The organism is Solitalea lacus, assembly GCF_022014595.1.
Classification (GTDB): domain Bacteria; phylum Bacteroidota; class Bacteroidia; order Sphingobacteriales; family Sphingobacteriaceae; genus Solitalea; species Solitalea lacus.
Genome location: NZ_CP091740.1, coordinates 2,107,966 through 2,133,375, shown reverse-complemented (window position 1 = coordinate 2,133,375; position 25,410 = coordinate 2,107,966). Strand labels below are relative to the sequence as shown.

Genomic DNA, 25,410 nt, shown 5'->3' with positions numbered 1-25,410 from the left:
TTGAATCTATTAACGACCCAACCTCACTAATGATCTATAATCAATGCCTTCTCTTGTTATTTATTTCAACTAAAACTTAGGACCTAAACTATTTCCTTTTAGAATCAATATCCTATGTTTTATTACCCAGTTCTTAAATTATTTTTACAGGTAAAAATAGTGGCCAACAGTACAGATATCCTAACTATATCCGGAAAATATTGAACAACACAACCACGGCAATTGGGTTAACCGTGGTTGTGTTTATAAAATTGAACTAAAAGCAACTAGTGTTTTATTAACAATTCTGCATATACCGGACGATGATCAGAAGCATATCGATCATCCAAAACCACATGATTCGCTACCTTAATATTTTTAGAAAAGCGTTTATCAAAGGCAATAAAATCAATGATTTGATTAGGAACATCCTGAGGAGCTGTTGGTTCACAAGTTATACAACTACGAATAAACGTTTTATCAAACAGGTTAAGAGCTGCACTTTGAGGAATATCATTAAAATCACCCGCGATAAAGAATGGCAGTGAATCGCTTTTAGCCATTTGGGTGATCTCCTTAATCTGTAATTCTCTATTCGCTACGCTGGCAACATCCAAGTGCGTACAAGCAAAACGGATAAATTTATTTTCTCCAATGGCTAATTTAACAGTAAGTAAAGACCTCTGCTCAGTTTTGGGATCAGCAGCCTTTGATAAAAGCATACATTGCACGTCGCTAATAGGGTATTTAGATAAAATAGCATTACCATAACCGCCTCCTGCAAAATCAAGGGATTTACCAAAGCAAAAATACATGCCACAAGCTTTGGCAATGGCTTCCGCTTCATTCAGTTCTTTTCCTGATCTCGACGTATTGACATCAACCTCCTGAAGTGCTACAATGGAAGCATTGCTCTCTTTTACCACTTTCGCAATAGCGGCTACATCGATTACATTTGTACCTGGAGGATTGCAGTGATGGACATTATATGTTAAAATTTTTAAGGTATCGCTTTTAGTCACGGCAAAAGAATCGCCTTGTTTCATAATTAGACCTAAGCATAAACCGAATAATAGTAAGCTTTTACCAAGAATTTTCATCATTAATTATTTAGGGTGATTTTTTCTTCTTTTTGAATACCTATTTTCGAAAACGGAATTTTCTTGAACTCAGACATCAGCTTAAACACTTCCGAAGAAGGCAAAAGTTCAAAGTTCATTTTTTCAGAATCCACAAAACCTGGATTACCAAACAAGGTGATATTCTTCCCAACATCCGACCATTCGGCTTTTGCGTCAGTGATCTGCTTGGTATTCACAAACACATTACCCTCGATGTAATTTCGCTTTGGTAATCCAGGCTTATCATCGAAATAGTTGGTAAGGGATGGATAAGCTAAGGAGTAAGGAGGCTGTTGGTAATTAACGGCCTTCAAGCGTTGCTCGAAGATTTCATCGCGCTTCACCATATTCCGCCCCCAACCCAACAAGCGGTTATCAATATGTATTGCAACCGAACAATCAATGAACAAATTGTTACGGTAAACATTGTCGTTACCACCGCCAATGAGTGAGGCACGACTTCCTGCTTTGTAAAATACGTTGCCGTAGACTTCCATTCCACAAGCTCCATCATCATGGTAAACGGCTACTAAATAACCGTGATCATTACCTAAATGGTGAAAGAAGTTGTATCGCACTTTATTGCCAAATTCACTCGGGTCGCGTCCATAATAAATAGCGCCCATATCATCACCTTGCGTTACAGCATGATGGATGTTATTATATTCAATTAAATGGTCGTTGCCATGTAAAAGCACTGCACTACCCGGACAATCGTAGATTTCGCAATTACGAATGACATTACCCACGCCGTCAATATTAACTCCGGCTTTGTAGGAGCGTTCGATGCGATTAAAATCATGAATGCGGCAATTAACAACCTGGTTATTTCCTTTTTCAAGGGTTAACCTGTTACCTCCGCCTAAAATGATTCCACCAGATCCTATGTTGTAGATGTGACTATTACTGATGATATGACCGAAACCGGCTTCACGTTCAAAAGTGGTGTTCGTATACAGGTGGCCGTACAAACTGCCGATCTTTCTTGAAACAGGTTCCCCTGTAACATCATGCTGCAAACCTTTGGGTGAATGTATGCCTTTACCAACCATAACTGCTACAGTACCCAAGTTTCGGAAAACGCAACGATCAATCTTATTTTCCTTACCTTTTTCAATATAGACACCCATGCCACGTCCACATTCAAAAGTAATGTCTTTAAATTGTACATATGATGCATTTTCTAGCACCACTAAAGGATCTTCTGTAAACGATACTTCAAGGCTTTCCAAATTTCCTACAGGGGGCATGAAGTAAAGCATACCCGCAGCCCGATCGATATAATATTCACCCGGCAGATCAATTTCCTCCAATAAATTAAAAGCATACCAACGCTGGAAAACTTTGCCACTTTCAAAGCCATACAAAGTTTCTTGCACAGTAGTAAATGTTTTATTTACAGTATCAAGCTGAGCAATCTTCACGGCGTCATCAGCATATCCATATTTGAAAAAGCCAGAGATCCACAGATCATTTGCCTTTGTCCAGCGAGATGGTCTTTGCACATTGTATGAAAACTTTCCTCCTCTTTGGGAAAAATCACCGTTACGTGGGATAGATCCCGGATCATGTACTTTGCCAATTGGAACTAAAGTATCATTGGGCCAACGGGCCGGCCTCATGGCTTCTTTATTGCAGAAAAGCTCCATTGCGGCATTGGAGTAGGCACGGCCAAAACCTTTTGGTTTAACAGCTCCGTAATTTTTTATACCTAATGCCTTCAGGTTAACCTGCAACACCTTTTTACGAGCTTCGGGCAACAGGCGGCTAATGATTGATGGATTGGAAACAACAACAGCCCTATTCACAGGAATATTTATTCCACCTGAAAAACTTACTTTTTCATCCTGATAGGCACAGTAAGTAATTGGAGAAGTTTTCCTTCCAGAGTGAAGACTATCAACTACAAAACTCTTATCAAAAAAATAAGTCCCTTGACGGATATAAACAGTATATAAGTCTGTTGGATTAGATTTTATTAGAGCTTGAACAATACTTTGTGCTTTTTGAAGTGTAGCAAAAGGTTTTTTAAGTGTTCCTAAGTTGCTATCCTTCCCATCTACAGAAACATAAATGACATGATTTTTTCTTTGTGCGATAACAACGGATGGTAAAGCAAAGAGTACGCTTAAAATAAGTAAATAGCTAAATTTCATCTATCGACAACTAGTTTTGGTAAATATGAACGGATGAATAATTAATTACAAATTTTATTCACTTAAGTAGATTTATTTAATGTTAATCAATGGTCAACAAATCTATATTTTAAGTAGCTAAACAAGAATGGACAAATCTATACTAGCAATGGATTTTTCAATAAAATTAATTTCAATGATAAGTTAACGGTATAAAAAAAAATGGCCCTGCTGGAGGCCACTTTTTTTTAGCTTATGAAGCAATAATCTTAAATATTTCTTTGTAATTCCCTATCAATGTATTTCTTAAGCTTTTCCTTATTTTCAGGAAGCGGACAACGTACTTCGGCCCAATTACCGTTTTTATCAATTAATAAAAAGCGAGGAATCGCAACCATTTTGTATTTACGGCCAAATGTTCTGCCGAAATCATCCAAAAGCTGTACACCTTCAAGCTGCTTTTCATGAATCATGTTCAGCCACTTTTGCTTGTCTTTTGCGGCATCCAAAGAAATGCCTACAAAAACAATACTGTCATTTCCTTTATAAAGTTCTTCTACTTCTTTCAGGAAAGGCATTTGCGCTTTGCAAGGCCCGCACCAAGTAGCCCAAACATCAACCAAAACAACTTTGCCTTTAAAATCCTTCATCGACACCATTTTGCCGTTTACATCTGGCAAAGTAAAGTCGTAAGCTGATTTGCCTAAAAATGCTGTGTCGGCAGCATACATGCCGCTAACACCATCGTACTTGGCTTTAACTGAAGGCACTTTTGCATATTTTTTGTACGGCAGGAAAACATCACGAAACTCCGTATAGTTACTTACGTTGAGCTCCAGTTCATTCAATTGAGATTTTAACAAATAAGCTTTTAATGTATCATTTGGCGTTGAATTCATCAAAACCTTCACCTTTTCAGCATCTGTAATTCCTTTCGCCTTGGTATCGTCCAAGCTTAATTTTGCATTCAGATTAATATAATCATAACCATCTGCTAATTTCAACAAATCAGCAGAGTTAATGGCATTAGTTTTTAATGTCTGTTTGTAATAATCCGGAACGTTTACAAATTCTTTATAAGAGGACGAAAACGACCCTCTGTTTACACTATTTGTTTTTAACAGCAGGTTCAAGACGGCCATATTGTTATCAAGCTGTGCAGCAGTTTTAAAAAGTGCATTAAATTTCACATTCTGAGTTTTAACCTGCTGAACAAATGTTTTAATTTTTGGCTGCAATGACTGATGCATAGACATAAACGCTTCACGATCCGGCTTTGGCGTTTTAACGATAGCCTTCAAAGGATAAATCAATTCTTCCCATTTTTGAAGCGCATTATTCTCTTCAGTAGATTTAGTGGTACTGATTTGTATTCCAGATCTGTTATCTAACACCAATTGTAACTGGTCATTAGGCTTTAGGTAAACCTGCTTTTTCCAACCCATGGTGGTCAGGTAATAGAATCCTTCCTTTTCAACAGGTACCAAAAAGTTGAAAACTGAATCTCCTGCTTTACCAAAAATGATTTGAACCGGCGCCAACCGACCTTCAACCACCTTTTCGAAGGTAAGGTCTACCCCATATTTGGCATTGTTAAACGAACCCGAAATTGATGCCGTTGAGAGTTTAGCCGGCAGTTTTTCAATTTTAAAACCTGACTTTTGATCAAACAAAGCAGGGTCGATAGTTAAGTTTAAACTATTTTTTCCGGTCAGGTTCAAAGGATAATCAACCTCGGTTTCAACTTCCAACCTGCGATTACCCATTTTCATTACCTTTACCTTCAGTTGATAGTTTGCATCTGCAATTGCAGGAAAAACAAATGAAAAATTAGGATTGCTGGGATCATTATTGTGTTGAACTACTCTGAAAGATTTATCACCCGACTTGCCAGCAATCGTGATCTCATAATTCTTTTTCTGGGTAAATGAACCGGTGATTGTTACCAGCCGTGATTGTGCTGATGCATTTACCACGGCGGCTAAGCAAAAAAAGACAAGCACTAAACTTTTAATGAAATTTTTCATTTCCAATATCTTTTATGATTAAAGTTAATCTTAATTGTTAAAAACTGCCCATTAAAAGTCTTGAATTAATTCGCATTCAATGTGGCATCAAGGAGCTTTTTAAAGCCTGGATTTGATGGCTTTGGTGCATCTACCGTTATAATTTTACCCTCCCGATCAAAAATTAGAAAACGAGGAATACCTGATATTTTATAGTATTTAAATAGTGATTCATCGAATTGTGATAATAGTTCAATGCTTGTAAAGTGATTTTTTTTCACAAAGCTCTTCCAAGCATCCTTTTTTGCATGACCATCTACTGACATTCCAATAAAGACAATATCGTTTCTGTCATGATAACCTTCAGCAATTTTTTCCATGATCGGTTTTTCTTGCAAACAAGGAGCACACCACATAGCCCAAACGTCAATTACCACTACTTTACCCTTAAATCCGGCCAATGTATAGGTTTTGTCATTAACATCCTTTAGCTCAAAGTTATATCCCGGTTTGCCTTTAGCGAATGGCCCTAAATCATTATATAATTTATTATAAGCTTCTTTCTGCTTGGGGGTAACAAATACATTTTTATATGGTTCAACGTATTTCACAAAGTTTTCATATTCTTTAATTCCAGGCATTTTATGCATTAAAAATGCAACCTTAACTGCATCATTAGTAATTTTTGCAGCATTTTCTGGAGAAAAAAAGTTATCGACTACCTTTTGTTGGTTTTTTACTTCATTGAATTTCCAATATCCAAAAACATAATCAAGCAGTTCCATTCCATGCTCCGATCGAAGTATGCGAACATCATTGACAATATTCTTATCAAGTAAAGGTTTATAAAATTCCGGAGCACTTATCGAACTGTCACAAGCGGCATTTAATCTGCCTAAACCAAAATAATTACCAGCTCTTAAGTATTTAAGATCGATGGCAACTTTATCATTAAGCCAAGTATTAAAGTAAGGATTAACGGTTTTGTTCGTCTTTAAAAACGAAGCTGCAAACTTTTCGAATTGAGCATATTTGCTGCGACCCACACTTGGTTTAGTTTTCACAGCATGAGCGTATTCATTCATGGCATTTAACCAAGACTGGAAACTTTTCGTTTCGGCGTTTGGCTTTGTAATGGCACAACTATCATAATCAATAGATTCCTTGCCTATATAAAAATCTACTTGTTTTTGCTCACCGGCTTTAAGGTAAATAAGGGTTTTAAACTCATGTCCTTTACCTCCTGCCTTTTTGAAAAAGAAAACACCCTCTTTAACATCCAAGTTAAAAGAGCAGTTTCCATTCGCATCAGGGCGCTTAAAGCCTAAGCTTACAGCATCCCCATCCTGTAATTGGTATAGAAATAAACCACTCGTGCTATTTCCATGAATTGTACAATTAATAACTGCATTTGTAGCGCCTGCATAAGCACTAAAAATGCATAAATTGAACAAAAATAAAACCGATAATAACTTCTTCATACTGTTCTTACAAACGCTATATAGAAAAACATGCCCGATTGCTCGAGCATGTACTTTAATTATTTAGTGTCGAATCGCTTGTTTAAGGCCCTTTTAATGTTATCAGCAACATATTGAAGGTGCTCTTTTGAATCTTTATCCGTAGTTGCCGGAATGGCAGCCAAGATGTCTTTGCGCAAATTCTCTAAATGTACAGCTAATAGGGCTGAAATATCTGTATTAGTCGTTAATGGCGTTTCTTCCGCTGCACCAGGAGAAAACAATAAACCAATAGCATTATTTCCTATTTCGCCTTCTTTCATCGCACGAATGATTCCAGTAACATAGGATTTTTGAACATCTCGGCGGAATTGATCAATCGGCTTATTAGTTTTCAACTCACTAAAAACACCTTGTTTCAAATCTGATAAATACTCATTCATTGAATAGGTATTTGCTTCTCCAAACCGCTGTTGCATTAAATTCATTGTATTAAAAACACGATCACTTAATAAAACAGCCATTTGGCGTTCTTGAATGTTTCTAACACTGCTTAAATGAATTGGAGCACCAATTTTATTAAGAATGTTCTGATCTAATAACCAAGTTGGAGTTTCAAAAACATATTTATTTAACCATGCCACAGCTTCTTTTTGCTTCTCCACAGGAGCAGATGCATAAACTTCACCCGCATCACCAGGATATTTAAATGTTTCATAAACGCTGGCTACGTTACTGGAAACATGAGTAGCATATCGGTTAAACTGTGTTACCACCTGAATATACATTTGAGCAAGGTTTTTATATAAATCACCTTCTTCTTTAGTCCACTCAGGCAAGTGAGCCACTACGTGTTTCAAGTTTTTAATACCATACTCATTGGCTTTCATGCTGTTGTCGCCCAAGTCTTCTGTCTGGCAACGAGCATCGTGATTACGACCTTCACCACCGAACCATAATCCTGGGTTAGCTTTTAAGCTGTCAACAATCCATTGAGAAACGATTTTTTTATCTTCATCATCGTCCTTAGCACCGGTATAGGTATAGCCCCATTTAATAGCCCATTTATCGTAATCACCGATACGTGCATAAATTCCTTTAGGGCCAATGTTATCTTCAGGTTGAGCTACGTAGTTGAAACGTGCATAGTCCATAATCGAATTACAGTGACCATGTTTTTCAACCCATTCTTTATCTCTTAATTTTTCAACCGGAGTTAAACTACTGCTACCCATGTTATGACGTAAACCCAATGTGTGACCTACCTCGTGTGAAGAAACGAATCGGATCAATTCACCCATTAGTTCTTCGTCAAACTTCATGCTACGAGCTCTAGGATCGTTCGGACCTGCCTGAATCATGTACCAATCGTGAACCAAGGTCATAACGTTGTGATACCAACCAATATAGCCCTGTAAGATCTCACCGCTTCGAGGGTCGTGAATATTAGGCCCATAAGCGTTAGGTGTATCTGAAGGTAAATAACGTAATACCTTATAACGAGCATCTTCCAAACTCATTGTTGTATCATTCTCTGGCCATTCTTTACCGATAATTGCGTTTTTGAAACCTGCCGCTTCAAATGCTACATTCCAGTCATTGATACCGGCGATCAGGTACTTACGCCATTGCTTTGGAGTAGCCGGATCGATATAATAAACAATTTGTTGCTTAGGCTCAACCAATTCACCTCTCTTATAGCGCTCCATATCCTCAGCCTTGGGCTCTAAGCGGTAGCGAACAATGAAGGTTTTGTCCTTAATGTTTTGCTGATCATCTGAAAGAGGAATGTAACCACTATTATCCGCAAAATAACCTACGCGCAAATCAAATTGGCGACCCACCATTGGTTTTTCAGGCATCAATAAAATTGAAGTTGAAATTTCCATTGTTGCAGCTCCACCTACTTTTGCTGCTTCAAGTGCAACAGTATAACGATCAACTTTTGCTGGAGCAGTGGCCGCATAAGTACGCACCATCTTAATTTCAACATTAACCGGATATGATGCAAAACTCTTTACATAACTTCTGTCTGAAGCCATAGCTCCTAAGTTCAATCTCTTAGCAACTTCTGGGCTTAGCATTGTAAAAGAGTTTTCTTTTTGAAGAAAATCCGTTACGTCGATGATTGAACTTTTACCTCCATTACCCTTAGCCTTAATATCAAACACAATGGCAATAGGATCTATATTTGAGTTGGCAACGGCTTTGGCAATGGCATTGCTTGAATCAGATTTAGTCATTAAGGTAATGATACGTAAGTTGATCTTGTTACCTAAGCCTTTATCAAAAGACATGACCTTTTCATTCATCTGCTCGCCACCAAACTTCGGACTACCACCTGGAGTCTTTACTAAGAAAGTGGTTAATAATAATTCTCTTTTTAAAATAGAATCAGGAATTTCAAAATAATACTTATCACCAGTACGATAAATATTAAACAATCCCTTTTTAGTTTCTGTATTTTTAGTGATGATCGTACTTAACGGATCTTTTTTTACAGAATCGACCTTTGCTATAGGTTGTTTATCCTTTTTGCGCTGAGCCATCACCTGATTGCAGCACACCCCCAACAACACTATAAATAATATTTTAAGTTTCATTTACCTGCTAATTATCTTACTATACAGTCTGTTTATTAGTTTTTCGGATTTAAAGCATTATCAATTTTATCCGAAATGTATCTAAGGTGAGCAACCATTATAGGATCAGAGTATCCGGCAGCTGCTGCTTTACATTGTACCATTATGCTTTTCAATTGCGAACGCAAAACTACAGCAACATCAGTTCCTCCAATACCTTCCTTAGTTGGGTCGCCAGCTTGCTGCTCTCCATCTAATAAGGTTTTAAGCAAATTGGTTACCAGGGATTTTTGCAGATAACGTTTGTTCGAATTAATCGGTTGACGAGTCGACAACTCTGCAAACAAACCTTTATTTAAGTCGGTAAGCATTTCATCAACCGTATAAGTTTTCTCTTTACCAAAACGCAGAGTGGTAGCATTCATACGGTAAAGACGAGAAGACTCAAGAAGATTAAAAAGAGCATCCTCCTGGAATTTCAGTACTTCCTCTTTCTTTGCCGGCTTTCTGAACTTATTTAACACGTTTGGATCTAAAAGCCAATTTGGAGTGTTAAATACTTCTTTGTTCAAAAAGGCAATAGCAGCTTTTTGAGTTTCCTTAGACACTGGGCTGAAAACATCACCTGCTTGCTCTACGCTCTTAATATTTTCATTGATACCTCCTACTTGAGTAAATCCATGACGTATGAAGAACCCATACTGAGTAAGTAACGTATAATAAACATCAGACGTATTAAAATAGGTATTATCACCTTCTGTAGTCCATTTAACCAAATTAGACATCACAACTTTTAAGTTCTTAATACCATACTCAGCTGCTTTAACAGGATTATTACTCAAATCTTCCCATTGTGCTGCAGGGTTTGTAATGTCATCACCTTTTACTCCAGGAGTAGCACCAGCAAATGCCAATTTAGATCCAGCTTTTACATTCTCTGCAATCCATTTTAAGCGGATTTTTTTATCAGCTTCAAAATCATTTGCTCCTGTATAAGCATATCCCCATTTAATCGCCCATTTATCGTAGTCGCCAATTTGAGGAATCAAACCTTTACGAGAAACGCCGTCAGTAGGCTGTGCTACATAATTATAATGGTTGTAATCCATAATTGAGTTATTGTATGGATGAGATTCCAACCAAACTTTGTCTCTCAATTTTTCAAAAGGAATACTGCTGCTACTTAACAAGTTTTCACGCAGACCAAGCGTTAAACCTACAGTTTTGTTAATTTCTGAACGAATTAAAGCTCCCATTAATTCATCACTGAATTGCATGCTGCGAGCTCCAGGATCAACTGCTCCAGCTTGTACCATATACAAGTCGTGAAGCGTTTTCACCTGACTGTGCGACCAACCAATATACGTTTGAAGAATTTCACCAGTACGAGGATCCGTTACCTGATTATTATCAACAAATGGATTTGTAGAAGGCATATAACGAATTACTCTGAAACGAGCATCATCAATATCAACTGATTTATCATTTTCTGGCCATTCTTTACCAATAATAGCATTTTTAAAACCAGCAGCTTTGAATGCTTCATTCCAATCGTTAATACCAGCAATAATGTACTGACGATATTTTTTTGGAGTTGCAGGGTCAATGTAATAAACTAATGGTTCTTTCGGTTCCACTAATTCACCAGCTTTATAACGCTTCATATCACCTGGCTTAACTTCAAGTCTATTACGAATGATATAGCGTTGTTCCTCCACCTTTTGTTGTGAGTCAGAAAACACATTATAGCTTTCAAACTTATAACCAACACGAGGATCATATGCCTGTAATTGCATAGGTGTTTCAGGCAATACCGTAACAGCATTGCTTATTTCAAATGTTACACCCGCACTAGGAGAAACTGAAGCCCCCTCACCACCTTCCGGCTTGGCACCTCCACCCATTGAATACGTCTTCATTGATTTAATCTCAATGTTATTTGGAAACGCATTCATTGACAAAATCTGTGATCTGTCAGCAGCAGGAGATCCTGTACCCATTTGCTTTTTAGCAGCAGGATGGAAACCCGAAATCAAATTATCTTTCAGGAAAAAGTCGGTAATATCAATTACTGATGACTTATTATCTGCGCCACGAGCTTTAAGATCAAGCACCATAATAATTGGGTCGATCGTCGCATTTTTTACAGCGCGTGCAATAGCATTCGAGGGATCACTTTGTGCAACACTTGTAACTGCACGTACATATAATTTGTCACCAGGAGCCTTCTCAAAAGAAACTATCATTCCATTCATTAAATCTCCTCCGAAACGAGGGCTACCGGTTGGCACCTTTGACAAACGTGTAGTAAAAAGAAATTCTCTGGATAATAATTCATCAGGAATTTCAAAAAAATACTTGTCATCTACCTGATGCACCTTAAATAAACCTGTTTGTGTAAGTGCTTTGGCAGGAATAACCTCTTTGTAAGCTTTCAGCTTACCTGCCAAAACAGGAAGAGCAACAGGTTTCTTCACTGCTGTAGAATCTTCCGCAAAGCCTGCTTTAAAAGCAAACAAGGCAAACACAAAAACTGGGATAAATTTTAATTTCATGATCAAATAATAAATGGATTTCTCTTTTGTTTCTTTCTCTCTCTTGACATTAGATCAGCTATATCTCTATTACTTCCTTAAAATCAATATGTTACGAATTGACACTATTTTGACATTAGGCTGACCGATTATCGACCTAATCCTTTTTTAAATACTATATCTTTAATTGTGTTAAAGCCACGGTAAACATCAGCAGGGCTTGTTGGTGATCCTAAAATGTCTCCCGTAGTAGGATTCAGATTAAAGAAATACACATTGTTTCCTCCCCCACTTGCTGTTTCGTCCGTAGCAACTACAAGAACCTTACCTTCAGGTACGTTTAAAGCTGTAATGTTGGCAGCAGTATAACCTGAGTTAAATATTTTCATTGCCTTTATTACAGTACCAGTTGGGAATATAAGTCCGCCAACATCTGCTCTTGCCGTTGAAGTTGCAACTGTATTTACTTTACAGGTGTAAACTTTGTTGCCGTTTACATAATAAAACACACCCTTAGGCATTGTCAGGTAAGTTGGACAAGCAAATTGGGTAGCCGTGTTAATACCCGGACAATTTGCCTCAGTTAATTGGAAACGACCGGTTGTAAAATTATTTGCATATGAAATTCCACGCGGGAATTGAACTAAATAAGTTTTAGTACCGGCATCATTTCTAAAAAAGCAATTCCAGTTAGTACCTGCAGTAGTTAATGGCTGCGCATTTTCAGCATAGATCATATTATCTGCCATGTTTTTCATATCAAATCCCTGACCTGTTGTAGGATTCAAATTTGTGGCAGCAGCTGCGTATGCAGGTATATTTACAAATGATGAAGTTGATGCATTGAATATCACAAAGCCTCTGTTTGCCTTATCATAAAGTGTATAATACTGATCGCTTGCAGCTGCATTAATAACATAAGGACTTACTGAAAGGCCTGCATAAGGAGGAAAGAACAATGGCGCATTTATTAAATGAGCAGCACTTGCAAATTGACGATAAGCAATTTGATCGTTAACAATGGTATATTCCCATCCTGCAGAAGATCCCCCAGCAGAACCATTCACTTGAAAGTTAGCAGCTCCCGGATTTACGGCAAACCAATACTCACCTTTAGTGGAATCAGCAAAGTCGGTGTTTCTAACTTGCAAAGCTCCATTGGGATAGAAAAACGATATTTTTTGTGCACGCAGGGTAGTTCCATAATTGATCACATTTGCCTTATAGGTACCTACAGGCAACTTATGACCGTTTACGATCGAATAAATATCGTGATAAACTTTCCCTTTGACAGATCCGTCTCTGGTAGTGATTACTGAGATGTCTGATCCGTCAGGCTCGCTTTGTAACACAACCCAACCTTCACCGCCCCAATCAGCCGTAGACACGTTTAAGGCAAAGTGTTTATAGTAAGAAACACCTGTGCTTTTATCAGTAACCTTGGCAACCAACTTGTATAAATTAGGGGCCAACGTAATTTTAGTTTTCAACGTTGCTGAAGAGTCCAGTAAGTTTTTTGAAGGATTACCAGAAGATTGGTCATACTGTGTAAGTAACCATTGATACGAGAAATTTTCTGCTGCGCCCGATGATTGTTCAATTTTAAGCTTTACTTTCAGGCTATCATTTTGATGCAAGTCAATTGAATCTGCAGTAATGAAAATATTCGGATCAGCACCAGTCATATCCGTAGAAATCTTCAGTGAGTTTATCTCGTTATAATCGTATCCTCCAATATCTTTATAGCAACTTGTAAAGCCAAGTGATGCAACAATTGCAGTCAAGAAAACACCTAATACTTTTTTCATCTGTTTCATTTTGTTATAGTTATCAAATGAACATTTCTTAATAATTTGCAGGACCTACCTGAACTGGAAGGTTACTATTGTCCGGATCTGTCAAGGTTGCACCTCCAGCTACCCCGTAATTGCCTGGATACTTCGTTTTAATGTAATTTCTTACCGTTGCCAGATACTGACTATAGATAACTGGTGGTCCAAATCTGTTTCCAGGAAATTCCGTAACAGTTGTGCCCGTTTGAGGATCATACAAGGCCTCTAAAATCAATTTGTATTTCGTCGGAGTCCAGGTTCCAAAATTGGCACTAAAGCCAGCCCAATAACCTGTAACAGTTCCTGTATATTCGCCCCAGGAAGCCGGTTTTTGGATATAAGCCAAATTAACCGTCAGTTTCTGTTTTAAGCTGATACCCTCCGATGGGAAATTTTCATCTTTCCTTAATCTGATTGCGAACTTCTTCACACCACCTGACTCTAAATCAGGGGTACGATAAACAGCAACCTGAATTGTGGACTTATGCGCGTTGGCTGGAATAACCGGATTAGAAAGAATCTTAAAATGAGTCCCTTCAATAGCAGTACCCAACTCACTCATTGCCACCACTTCAACACCAATTGGTCTGTCTGAGGCAGCAGAATTCCCTAAAACATTTACCGGTATTTGAAGAGTATCAGCAATTTTTTTTGGGTACTTCGCAAATGAATACGAAATGGCTGTATCTGCTGTTCCAAAATAAAGACCATCAGTATCCGTAAATAACGCAGGTTTCTCTTCGCATGCTGTAATTGACAACATGCTGAAAAAAGCGAGTATATATTGAAATCTAAACTTCATGACTTTTAATAATTTAAAGCGAACAATACCTATTAATTATATTCAACTTCTTTATCAGGAATTGGGAAAACATATGCATCAGCAGGAACATTTACGGTAGTACCGGTTTCTGCCTTCAAATCCTTATTAAGTCTTTTATAATAAAAGAATGTCTGACCTTCCTGAAAAAATTCTTTCTTATACTCTTTGGTAATTTCAAGTGAGAGAGCCGCCGAACTCGAAGCGTCAGTACTAGTTAAAGAACTTAATCCACGAGCATTTCTTACTTTGTTTAAGTACACCAATGCCTGGGCTAAATCACCATTGTTATTTGCACATTCTGCGGCGATATAGTACATTTCTGAAATCCTGATAAGCGGTACTATATTTTGCATAATGTATGGCAAGCCAGCGTTTTGAAAGTATTTAGAAGGTACTTCCGTATTAACATTGTTCTTATCAAACCATGACAGTCTCCAATCACCTGTACTATAAAGTGTAGTCTTATTGGTAAACTGAAGAGAAGTTCCAGTACTTAAATTAAACATACCATCATTAATGCTACCTACGTTTGCGCTGTATACTGCAAATACTAATTCTTTCGAAAACAAACGATCCCTGGTAGTATTAGTCGAAACAGCAACATTGCTGGTTGACAAAGGAAACTTATTACTTCCGATAACTTCAGCAGCATTTTTCCATGCATTAGCGTAATCACCTTTATACATGTACGCACGTGCCAATAAAGCCTTGGTTGCCCAATAATTCATATGGTTTTGTGTGTAGCCTGCAAATAGGTTAAGTGAACCTTCTTGCAGCGATGCAGTATCGGCCTTGGCCAATAAACTTTTAGCTTCATTTAAATCTGAAATACAAGACTCAAGAGCTGTATTAAGTGTTACAAATGGAACTGAGGACGAGCCAAATTTGGTAACATACGGAATAGCTTTTTCATTCATTCCTGTAACAGGAGACTTTCCATACAATCGAGCCAGATCAAAGTGAAAGAAAGCACGTAATGCTAACGCTTCACCTTTAACCCTTGCATAATGATCACGTGTAAAAACACTCTCCTTAGCATCAATATGTTCAAGCAGGTTATTCAAATTGGCAACATTATTATACATACCACTCCATATATAGGCAATTTCCTGCTTTACCCCTGCCTGGTTATAATCATATTTTGCAAAGTTGGCATACATACCATCACTGATTGCCGAAGAGGATGCATTTGAGTAATTATTACTCATCACTGATAGCGCCCCAACTGACAAATCGTTAGTATATAAACCCTTAGTTGGTCCATTTTGAGGCTTATCCATGCCTAAATACACTCCAGTTAGTGCATCCATAAATCCTTGCTCATCACTAAATACCGATTCTTGCGGCACCTTATCCTTTAATGGCATTTCCAAAAATTTCTCACATCCACTAAGGGTAGTTAGCGTAATGGCACCGAACATGAAGCAGCCAGAAGTAACCAATGTGGATACTTTATTTATTTGCTTTGTTAATTGATTCATTTTGAACATACGCTTAGAAATTTGTTGATAAACCAAAACTTAAACTTCTAGAAAAAGGATAACTTGTACCTCTCTCGTTTTTAATGGTACCTAAATGGATCAGGTTGTTTTGTGTAACCATAATTTTTGGTGCAGATAAGTGAGCTGCTTTAACCCACCTTAAGCTTGCAGGAATATTATACCCTACTGTTAAACTTGCCAGATCAAGGAAATCATTTTTTTGAACAAAACGTGAGGTTGCATTTGTTTGCTGCAAACCTTTACTGCCGTCGGCAATTAATGATTTAAATGAAGAATGATCACCCGGTTGTTTCCAACGTTCAGTTATTACCCGCTCGTCGGCATTACCCAGCAGTAAATTCACATTCTCTACTTTATCTACCAATGTTTGATTGTACATATAACCACCATACTGGTAAGTCAGATTAAAGTTTAAAATGAAGTTTTTATAATTGAAATTAGATGACAAACCACCTTTGAATTTCGAATTTGCATCTGCAATCGGACGCTTATCATTCGCATCCCAAATAAATGTCTTACTGCCATCCAGTTTTACAAACACTTCCTGACCAGTAGCAGGATCAATTCCTAATGACGGTACTGCCCAAATTCTAGACATTGACTCACCTACAACAAAGCGCGGAAGTGGTGAAGTTTGGTATTTTGAATTATTAGCATTGTTCGGATCTGTTGAACTGTTGAAACGATTATTAATTGCATCAATAGCAGGAGACAACTTAGTTATAACATTCTCATAATGACCGGTACTGAAGCCAAGGGTCCAAAAAATATTGCGTTTTGCATCTTTTATAATTGGAGAGGAGATTGTTATTTCATAACCCTCATTTTTGGTTGCACCTAAGTTATTTTGATAGGATGTAAATCCTGTAGAAGGCGCAAGATCCAATGGCAAAATCAAGTTGTTAGTTGTTTCACGGAAATATTCAAGGGAAGCATTAACTCTACCTTTAAATAATCCAACATTTAAACCGATATTGTTTTTAAGGGTTTGCTGCCATTGTAAATCCGGATTAGCATAGCCACCCACAACAGTACCCACCATGAACCGGTAATTATTGTAATAATTGTAATTGTAAATTTGCTGAGCCATATCTGAAGAGAAGTTTTGGTTACCAGTGATACCAATACTAGCTCTTAGCTTAGCTGATGAAATAATGTTGTTTGGTTTGAAAAACTTTTCGTTTGTAATATTCCAGGCAACCCCACCCGCATAAAAAGGAGCAAATCGGCTGTTAGAACCAAACTGAGATGAACCACTCTGGTTAACTGTAGCTTCAACAGTATAACGATTATCAAAATTGTAGCTCAAGTTTAAGAAGCTAGACAAGTTTTTAGATAAGTTATTGATGGTTCTAGGCTTAGTATTCAAATAATTAAACCCATTAGCCAATCCCATTTCTCCTAAGTAATCGTTCGGAATTCCATTAACAATAACAGTGGTACCATTGCTTGAAGTTTTCTGAAAAGTTGAACCTAGATTGGCAAGAATATTATGTCTGCCTAGATTTAGGTTATAACTTGCACTCACTCTGCCATTAATTGCACTATTAGAACCCTTAGTTTGTTGATAAGACCCTAAATCAGTAAACGTTGCCATGGAATTTGCAAGGAACATGGTATGATCTGCAGGGAAGAAAGCCTCTGCATTAGGTGTATTTCCAGACCAACCCAAGCTACCTGATATTTTAAAATCATTAGTAATAGACCAATCAACACTTGTATTGTTGGTTAAACTTAAAGTCGTAGTATAATCTTTTATGTTTAAGGTTGAGTTATACATTGGATTGGCAAAAGTTCCACCTGGAGCAGAAATACTGAACCCTAAATCTGAGGAATTAGGTTCCAAAACTTTAATTGGATTGCCCGCATCATCGTTATTTTTAAAATATGGAAATTGTTTAGCATAACTATCAAAACTACCCCACGGAGTGTTATTGCCCTTAGCATAACCAAGAGAAATGGTATTGTTTAATTTTATCTTTTTTGCGGTGTATGAAACATTATAGTTCATACCATAGCGGTCTCTACCTGAACCTTTCATTACCCCTTCTGCATTGTTATAACTCAATCCAAAACTATAGCGTAATGCTCCTTTACCTCCCGACAATGACAAGCTATGACTTAAACCATAACCTAATTGCAACGGCTGAGAAAGCCAATAGGTGTTTACACCACTCTTAACTTGAGCTAAGCGGTAATCATACCACTGTTTCTTAGCAAGATCCTTATTGTAGTTACTCGGATCGCTATAAACACCTGTTAAGCGTTGAGCCTCCAGAACTTGCGCTGCATCCATTAAGTGATAAGATGAAAGATCAGGCAATTCAGCACTTGCATTTACCGAGTAAGTAACTCTTAACTTACCAAAGCTAGGCTGCTTGGTTTCAACTACAATTACACCGTTAGCTGCTTTTGAACCATATGCAACAGTAGCAGCTGCATCTTTCAAAACAGTAATATTGGCAATTAAATTAACATCCAAATCATAAAGGGTCTGCATTGTGGTTTCAAAACCATCTAAAATAATTAATGGCTGATTTGGATTTGCCAAATAGCTCGCCATGATATCACCATTTGAAACCGGATTTGCACCTGCATTAGTATTACCTTGCAATGGAAGGTTATTAGCTCCCCTTATCTGAATGTTAGGTAATTGATTGGGATTGCTACCCATCTGGTTGTTTTCAGCTAATCTTACTGCTGGATCAATAGCCGCTAATGCCTGTATCACGTTGCGAGGGTTAACAGTTTTCAATTCTTCACCGGAATAAGTTTTCGCCGAACCGGTAAAATTACCTACAGGACGTTTGTATAATCCTGTATTTACTGTTACTTCTTTTAGTGTGATAATGTTACTTTTTAATATAAAGATGACACTAGTCTGACCAGGCTTAATCGACTGTTTTTCAGTCTTATAACCCACATATGAAACACTCAAGATTGCATCCGGAGCAACGTTTTTTAGCTCGAACTTACCATCCTTATTTGTTGACGTAGCATTTTTGACGCCCACTTGTTGAACAATGGCTCCAGCTAAAGCCTCTCCAGATTCATCTTTAACAGTACCCTTTACTACTATGCTTTGTGCAAAAAGTACTGTGGTAAAAAGATTTAGAAGGAAAAACAGTAGAACACCCTTATTCCATCCCCCGTTTAATTTTTTATTATTGCTACCCATAATGATCATTTTGCAATTAATTTTTTACCCCTGTTATTTACCCCTATTATTCAGGTTTAATGAATGTATAACTTGCATTGGCCGCCACAGGAACGTAAGCTTCGCCAGCTACGGCAGGCACTTTCGGATAAAATGGCAAAGCTGTAAATGGCGTATTTTTCCGCTTATAATAGAAGAACATTTGCCCTTCTCCGATAAATTCTTTTCGATATTCTTTCATAATTTCATTAGAAAGGCTTCCTGCATCCGGAACGTTTGCAGCGGTTAAAGCCGGAACCCCTCTGCCAGTTCTAACTTGATTGATATACGATAAGCCTGTTGGTACATCGGCAGCACATTCAGCTGCTATGTAATACATCTCCGATAAACGTATCATTGGAAATATATTCGAAGCAGTTGCATAGAATTTCTTGGGCATGAGTGCTGCACCTGTTCCATTTCCGGTTAGTGTGTTAATAAAATTCTTCCGATAATCTGAGGTAGCACCATTGCCTGTTACATATACTGCAGTTTGAGCTGAAGATGATAAGCCCAATAAGACTGGGGAGCTAAACACTGATTTATAGTATGCGTAATAATTATTGTTGTATATATAAAGTTTAAACAAGCTTTCTTTTGTAAAGAATAAATCATTGTTGTTTGTTGACAATGAAAACTTATTGCTGTTGATAACTGCTAAAGCATTTTCTTTGGCTTGTGCATTATCTCCTTTATACATGTACACACGTGCTAATAAGCCTTTTACCGCCCATTTTGTAAATTGAGATGCTGTTAAATCATCGGCACTTAACAACTCATCTGCCGCAGTTAAATCAGCAATACAGTTTTGTAGTACTTGCTCAACAGAACTTACCGGAGTAGCATTGGCACTTAACGCTGTTACATATGGAATAGCCGGACTAGCCAACTGACCTGTTACAGGAGCTGGAGCAAACAAACGAAGCAAATCAAAGTGTAAATACGCTCTAAGAGCTAGAGCCTCTCCTTTTACGGTTTTATAATTATCGCCCGTAAATATGCCTTTTCTTGTTTCTGCATTAGCTAAAACATTATTCAGGTTGGCAATGGATTGATACATTTTGTTCCAAACCTCAGCAGAATAACTTTTAACCGAAGGATCAGCAAGGTTACATGTAGCAGCTTTATAATATAAGTTGCTCACTTTAGTAACACTTACACTATCGTAGTTTCTTCCAGCCAATGACAGTACTCCCATGGTTAACTCTCTTCCGTAAAGAGCAGATGAACCCAACTGTAAATAAACCCCGTTTAAGGCATCACGAAATCCCTGCTCAGTAGAGAAAACTTTTGATTCATCCACTTGCAAAGGTTGAGGAGCATCATCAACCCATTTTTGACAGGCTACGGTACTAAATAGGACACATAACCCTGCCATTACTAATATTTTCTTTCTCACAACTTGCATAATACCTGATTTAAGCATTTAAAAGTTTGCATTTAAAGTGAACGTATAATTACGCTGGAATGGATAATAAACTCCACGCTGCATATCTGCACCACCAATTTCAAAAGCATTGTTCATCATTAATTTGATGCCCAAGTTTTTGGCCTTAATTTTTTCTGCAATTGTTTTTGGCATGGTGTAGCCCAACATGATGGATGAACATTGAATCTTATCATCATCTTCAACCAACCTGGTGGTTGCGAAGGTTGGCGCTGTTAATAGACCATTTAATACAATTGGTTTACTTAAGGTTGTCACACGACCATCAACATTGTTTTCAATATTTCCATTTTCGATATCGGCGATCGTTTGATTATAAACCTTAGCGCCAAGTTGATAATTGAAGTAAGCACCTAACGCGAATTGTTTATAGGTAAGATCGGTTCCGAGTGAACCTGACCATGATGGTGTCAATTTACCTGCATACACTTTATCATTTGCATCCCAAGTAGTGGTGGTTGAACCATCTTTCTTTACGAAAACTTCCTTGCCGGTTTTAGGATCGATACCTAAAGATGGTACGGCCCAAATTGCATATGGAGATTTTCCTAATACGTACTGAGATTGAAGCGCATTTTGAGGAGTATTATAATTGTTATTATAATTTAAATTATCGAAGAATGGCCCACTATTGGTGGTAAGCTTATCCGTGGCATGTAGTGTGTTTGCCATGACATTCCAGCTCAAATTATTCTGAAGAGATTTATAAACTGTTGCAGCCGCACTGATTTCAAATCCTCCGTTTTCAAGTTCTCCATAATTATCATAAAATGAAAAGTTTTGGTATCCTGTTGAAGAAACTGAGCTTATTGGAAGCACCATTCTATAGCTTCTCTGCTTGTATGCATTAAGACTTAATGCTAAGCGATTATTAAAGAAGGCCGCATCTACTCCAATATCCTGCTTATAGGTTTCAGGAGCTTGTAAGTTCTTGTTGGCCACACCAGTTATATAGGCACCCAATCCCATACCTATGGTACTGCCTGCAGGTACGTATTGCTGATCAGTATAATAGTTATATGTAGTATGGTTAAGGTATGATAAAAAGTACTGATTACCAGTAATACCTAAGCTTCCTTTAATTCTTAAAAGATCAATCCATTTTGCTGACTTAAGGAATTTCTCATTATGTACATTCCACGCCAAACCTGCAGCAGCAAACTTTGCCGGATTGCTTAGCGATGAATGATAATCAAATGAACCTGAAAGATCAATCTGGTAACGTTTATCGTAACTGTATGTTAAATTGCCAAAAGTAGAAGCATAACGAGTTACTACTTTACCACTGGCTGGTTTTGAACTTGAATATGCATTACCAAAAGCAATATCAGACAAACGGTCTGTGGCAAAACCTCTGACCATTACACCTTCTGACTCACTTGAGGTTTGAATTATGTTCTCACCAAGGTTGACAAAAATTTCATTTCTACCGAAATCATTTTGATAACGTAAGCTCGCACCACCTTGAAGATCTGTAAATGAGTTCGAAGTATATTTATATAAACCACGTTCAAAAATTTTATCAAGAGTTATGTTCGCAAACGCTGTATGGTTTGGTGGCAAGAAATAATTTATCTCATCATTTTGTTTACTGATGCTAGCCAACCCGTTTAATTGAAATCCGCCACCCAATACCCAATTCAGGTTAGTGATATTACTATAACGAGCGTACTTAGCAGCATCAGTCGTTGAAAGCATTGCATTGTAAGCAGGATTGGTGTAGTTAAGATATTTAACAGCTCCAGCTTCATTAATGGTATCGTTTTCAACGAACTTTTGAATTTTTCCGGAAACTGCATCATAAGGACTCCAATATGAATTCATCTTTGCATACTCACTAAGCGATCCGTATGGAGAATTGACAGCATTTGTGCCTAAATAGTTAAACTGATTATTGAATGAGAATGAACCGAAACGACCTCCAAAATGAGCTCCTAAATCAAGATTCTTTCTGCTAGAACCTTTCATTGAACCTTGAATATCATTATAAGAAGCTGTTAAGCCATAAACTATATCATCATTGCCACTGCTTAAAGCAAGGGAATGCTTCAAACCTACACCATTTTGTAATGGCAGATTTAACCAATCAGTGTTAACATTATTATTAAGCTGGTTTATTCTTTTTTTGTAAATAGCAAGTTTGCCATTATATAAACCTGCATTATACTCTAAAAGAAATTTATCCTTTGCACTTAATGAATTGAACGAAGAAACATCAGGAGTAGCAACTTGCAATTGCTCTGTAAATGAAACATTTAAATCACCTCCTTTAGGTTTTTCAGTTTGAATAGCAATTACCCCATTTCCGCCACGCATACCATAGCTGGCAGTTGCAACTGCATCTTTCAATACGGTAACCTTTTGAATGCGATTCAAATCAATATCAAGTGCTGTTTGAAGTGATACCTGAATTCCATCCAACAAAATTATCGGAGCGCCAGTGGAAGTTACATTGTTAGCAATAAAATCTCCAGCTGAAGGATTCGTTTGAACCCCTGCAACAGAGTTATTGTTGTTGGCAGCAGTAGCAGAATAAGGAAAACTATTTGTACCCAGCAATTTGATTTCTGGAAGTGCATTTGGATTACTTCCATTGTAATTATTTTTAGAAACAATTAATGAAGGAACATAATATTTTAGTCCATCAATAAAGTTGATTGAGTTGATCCTACGAAGCTCATTACCTGTAATGGTGATTTCAGAGCCACCAAGAGACGTGCTAGAATTTTTGTTCAATCCGGCATGAACAACAAGTCCGTTTGATTCACCATCAGATTTTATTAAGTTTACTGTCATCATTGAGGATGTCAGTTTCTTCATAATTCTATAATAACCTGGCTTAAATACTAATACGGTTGAATCATTAGAGTTTTCAAACGTTACAATACCATTAATTGTATAATTCGCCTGTCCACCTAGAGTTACCCGAACACTGTCAATTAATTTGGAGGTTGCCAAATCCTTTACAGTTATAGTTACTTTTCGAGCAACAGCTGTATCTGCAACGTTGGATATTGTTTGCTTGGCACCTTTATTCTGAGCATAACCGTTCTGGTGAATAAGGCATGTTAGACAAGCCAAGGCGAGGAAGTAATACACTTTTTGTTTCATTGGATCTCCTTGATTGATAAATAATTGGCCCTTGTAAACCCTTAATAATCAACTAATAAACTTCGGATACAAAGGTACCCCACAATGAAACGGACTGGAATAGACTATAAACCTAATAAGATGGACTATCCTTCGAAAAAAAGGTCAGACAGATATAAAATTTTGAGAACTTAACACTCAACAAAATTTGATTCATTCATTTCAGTAAATAAGATCACTTTTTATTGCTTGAAATATTAAGTACATCTGAAGGATACTATATTAGCAACTTATAATATTTAATTACCCAATATTTATAAGTGGTTTTATTCAGTCGATAGCTTTTAATTACCTGCTTTCATAACCTAGCACAACTCAATGGCTTTTAATAATAACCAGTCCAGAATGCTTGTTCAAACTCCTAGTAATAAGCATAGCATTAACTGAATGGACTATATAATGAATCAAAATACGTCATCTTTGACTATCTTCCTTTTACGAAATCAGCTAGCATGGTTGATTTAACAAAACTTAACAAAACGTTAAAAAGTCACCAAGGGTTTAATTAATTTAAATAATTAGCTTTGTAGCCATAAAATTAGCTCAAGGCCAATTTTAACATACTGAACCTTAACCTAACATAGCTCACAGCATTCATCGATATGAAAAAACTTATCCTTACGATATGTTTATTTTTTAATGCAACATCATTTTTGTACAGCCAAACTGATCCTCTCTTTTGGGAAATACGCTCAAAAGACAATGCAAAAACTTCTTACTTAATTGGAATACCATACGTCCTATGTCCCAAGGACCTTATTTTTACTGAAATTGAGAAACAAAAGCTATTGAAGTCCGATCAGATTTATATTCAGAATGATATCACCCGTCCTACTTTTATTACGGAGGTACTTTCAGCCAACAAATTACCTGATAATGTTAGACTAAAGGATTATTATTCAACTAAAGACTATGCCTATCTGAAATCATTTTTTAAAGATTCTATCAACGTAGATTTGGACGAAGATCGCTTCAATTTTGCTCCAATTGTGCTTTATAATATGGTAATAGCCCAAATGATCGGCTGCGAACCACAATCAGCTGAAACGCAGATAATTCGCCTTGCACTCGACAACAATAAAAAGATTTGTGAATTTGAAAAATCTACAGAAATCTATGAACATCTTAATAAAATAGAACTGGAAACCAGAACAAGTTTACTGTTGCAGTTTGTAAAAAACTATCGTCAAGTAAGACAAACGTATACCCAAATGAAAAGGGATTACTATCGACCTGAACGAATCCAAATTGAGACTTTATTAAAATCCAGTTTACCATTAAAAGAACCTTATTCCTTTCCACAACAGTCCCGAACTGAATATTTATCAAAATTTACTTCCACCCTTAGTGATCTTCATTATAAGTTCCTTGTTGAAGAAAGAGCTTTAAACTGGGCAACCAAAATGCAGAGAGCATTAGAGGATAAACCAACATTCTTCATCGTTCCAGAATATATTTTATCAGGCAATCAAGGCTTGCTAGTTCATTTGTCTAAAATGGGATATGAGCTAAAACCATTTGAGAACATCTTCAAGAATAATGTCAATGTGCAGAATCCTAAAAAAACCGATAACTCATACAATTAATTTAATTTTATGGTTAACAAAAAAAGGCTAATGATTATGTTTAAAACATAGCCATTA

At 37.1% G+C, this 25,410-nt stretch carries 13 protein-coding genes; 1 reads left to right on the top strand and 12 read right to left on the bottom strand.

All coding sequences use genetic code 11. The features are described 5' to 3' along the window. Positions 1-266 precede the first annotated feature (266 nt). The 12 genes from L2B55_RS09010 to L2B55_RS08955 all read right to left on the bottom strand — a co-directional run bounded on the left by L2B55_RS09010 (position 267) and on the right by L2B55_RS08955 (position 23,728). A complete protein-coding gene (locus tag L2B55_RS09010; RefSeq protein WP_237850205.1) occupies positions 267-1,082 on the bottom strand; it encodes an endonuclease/exonuclease/phosphatase family protein in 816 nt (271 codons plus the stop codon). Continuing rightward, complete coding sequence (locus tag L2B55_RS09005) at positions 1,082-3,256, bottom strand: right-handed parallel beta-helix repeat-containing protein (RefSeq protein ID WP_237850204.1); 2,175 nt, start codon at positions 3,254-3,256, stop codon at positions 1,082-1,084. The genes L2B55_RS09010 and L2B55_RS09005 overlap by 1 nt, the downstream gene beginning before the upstream one ends. Before the next feature lie 248 nt (positions 3,257-3,504). Continuing rightward, positions 3,505-5,262, bottom strand: a complete 1,758-nt coding sequence (locus tag L2B55_RS09000; protein WP_237850203.1) for a TlpA family protein disulfide reductase — start codon at positions 5,260-5,262, stop codon at positions 3,505-3,507. Positions 5,263-5,327: 65 nt separating this feature from the next. Beyond that, the gene (locus tag L2B55_RS08995; protein WP_237850202.1) at positions 5,328-6,722 is read right to left on the bottom strand and encodes a TlpA family protein disulfide reductase; all 1,395 of its coding nucleotides are present in this window, start codon (positions 6,720-6,722) and stop codon (positions 5,328-5,330) included. 59 nt (positions 6,723-6,781) lie between these two features. Then, entirely contained in the window at positions 6,782-9,304 is a 2,523-nt protein-coding gene (locus tag L2B55_RS08990) for a zinc-dependent metalloprotease (RefSeq protein ID WP_237850201.1), read from the bottom strand. A 35-nt stretch (positions 9,305-9,339) separates the two neighbouring features. Continuing rightward, positions 9,340-11,838 (bottom strand): zinc-dependent metalloprotease, encoded by a 2,499-nt coding sequence (locus tag L2B55_RS08985; RefSeq protein ID WP_237850200.1) that lies wholly within the window; start codon positions 11,836-11,838, stop codon positions 9,340-9,342. A 128-nt stretch (positions 11,839-11,966) separates the two neighbouring features. Next, positions 11,967-13,625 carry a PKD-like family lipoprotein gene (locus tag L2B55_RS08980; protein ID WP_237850199.1) on the bottom strand — a complete coding sequence of 553 codons (1,659 nt, stop codon included), beginning with the start codon at positions 13,623-13,625 and terminating at the stop codon, positions 11,967-11,969. Positions 13,626-13,662: 37 nt separating this feature from the next. After that, entirely contained in the window at positions 13,663-14,451 is a 789-nt protein-coding gene (locus L2B55_RS08975) for a DUF4843 domain-containing protein (protein WP_237850198.1), read from the bottom strand. A gap of 32 nt (positions 14,452-14,483) precedes the next feature. Beyond that, complete coding sequence (locus tag L2B55_RS08970) at positions 14,484-15,953, bottom strand: RagB/SusD family nutrient uptake outer membrane protein (protein ID WP_237850197.1); 1,470 nt, start codon at positions 15,951-15,953, stop codon at positions 14,484-14,486. Positions 15,954-15,966: 13 nt separating this feature from the next. Then, positions 15,967-19,161 (bottom strand): SusC/RagA family TonB-linked outer membrane protein, encoded by a 3,195-nt coding sequence (locus L2B55_RS08965; RefSeq protein WP_237850196.1) that lies wholly within the window; start codon positions 19,159-19,161, stop codon positions 15,967-15,969. Positions 19,162-19,198: 37 nt separating this feature from the next. Continuing rightward, positions 19,199-20,596 carry a RagB/SusD family nutrient uptake outer membrane protein gene (locus tag L2B55_RS08960; protein WP_237850195.1) on the bottom strand — a complete coding sequence of 466 codons (1,398 nt, stop codon included), beginning with the start codon at positions 20,594-20,596 and terminating at the stop codon, positions 19,199-19,201. Continuing rightward, entirely contained in the window at positions 20,597-23,728 is a 3,132-nt protein-coding gene (locus tag L2B55_RS08955; RefSeq protein WP_237850194.1) for a SusC/RagA family TonB-linked outer membrane protein, read from the bottom strand. A gap of 641 nt (positions 23,729-24,369) precedes the next feature. On the opposite strand from L2B55_RS08955, the gene L2B55_RS08950 reads away from it, so the two are divergent. Further along, entirely contained in the window at positions 24,370-25,353 is a 984-nt protein-coding gene (locus L2B55_RS08950; protein WP_237850193.1) for a TraB/GumN family protein, read from the top strand. Positions 25,354-25,410: the final 57 nt, after the last annotated feature.

Excerpts from the sequence above, each read along its gene's own strand:
- L2B55_RS09010 (WP_237850205.1), bottom strand. The coding sequence starts at position 1,082 with ATGATGAAAATTCTTGGTAAAAGCTTACTATTATTCGGTTTATGCTTA.
- L2B55_RS09005 (WP_237850204.1), bottom strand. The coding sequence starts at position 3,256 with ATGAAATTTAGCTATTTACTTATTTTAAGCGTACTCTTTGCTTTACCA.
- L2B55_RS09000 (WP_237850203.1), bottom strand. The coding sequence starts at position 5,262 with ATGAAAAATTTCATTAAAAGTTTAGTGCTTGTCTTTTTTTGCTTAGCC.
- L2B55_RS08995 (WP_237850202.1), bottom strand. The coding sequence starts at position 6,722 with ATGAAGAAGTTATTATCGGTTTTATTTTTGTTCAATTTATGCATTTTT.
- L2B55_RS08990 (WP_237850201.1), bottom strand. The coding sequence starts at position 9,304 with ATGAAACTTAAAATATTATTTATAGTGTTGTTGGGGGTGTGCTGCAAT.
- L2B55_RS08985 (WP_237850200.1), bottom strand. The coding sequence starts at position 11,838 with ATGAAATTAAAATTTATCCCAGTTTTTGTGTTTGCCTTGTTTGCTTTT.
- L2B55_RS08980 (WP_237850199.1), bottom strand. The coding sequence starts at position 13,625 with ATGAAAAAAGTATTAGGTGTTTTCTTGACTGCAATTGTTGCATCACTT.
- L2B55_RS08975 (WP_237850198.1), bottom strand. The coding sequence starts at position 14,451 with ATGAAGTTTAGATTTCAATATATACTCGCTTTTTTCAGCATGTTGTCA.
- L2B55_RS08970 (WP_237850197.1), bottom strand. The coding sequence starts at position 15,953 with ATGAATCAATTAACAAAGCAAATAAATAAAGTATCCACATTGGTTACT.
- L2B55_RS08965 (WP_237850196.1), bottom strand. The coding sequence starts at position 19,161 with ATGATCATTATGGGTAGCAATAATAAAAAATTAAACGGGGGATGGAAT.
- L2B55_RS08960 (WP_237850195.1), bottom strand. The coding sequence starts at position 20,596 with ATGCTTAAATCAGGTATTATGCAAGTTGTGAGAAAGAAAATATTAGTA.
- L2B55_RS08955 (WP_237850194.1), bottom strand. The coding sequence starts at position 23,728 with ATGAAACAAAAAGTGTATTACTTCCTCGCCTTGGCTTGTCTAACATGC.
- L2B55_RS08950 (WP_237850193.1), top strand. The coding sequence starts at position 24,370 with ATGAAAAAACTTATCCTTACGATATGTTTATTTTTTAATGCAACATCA.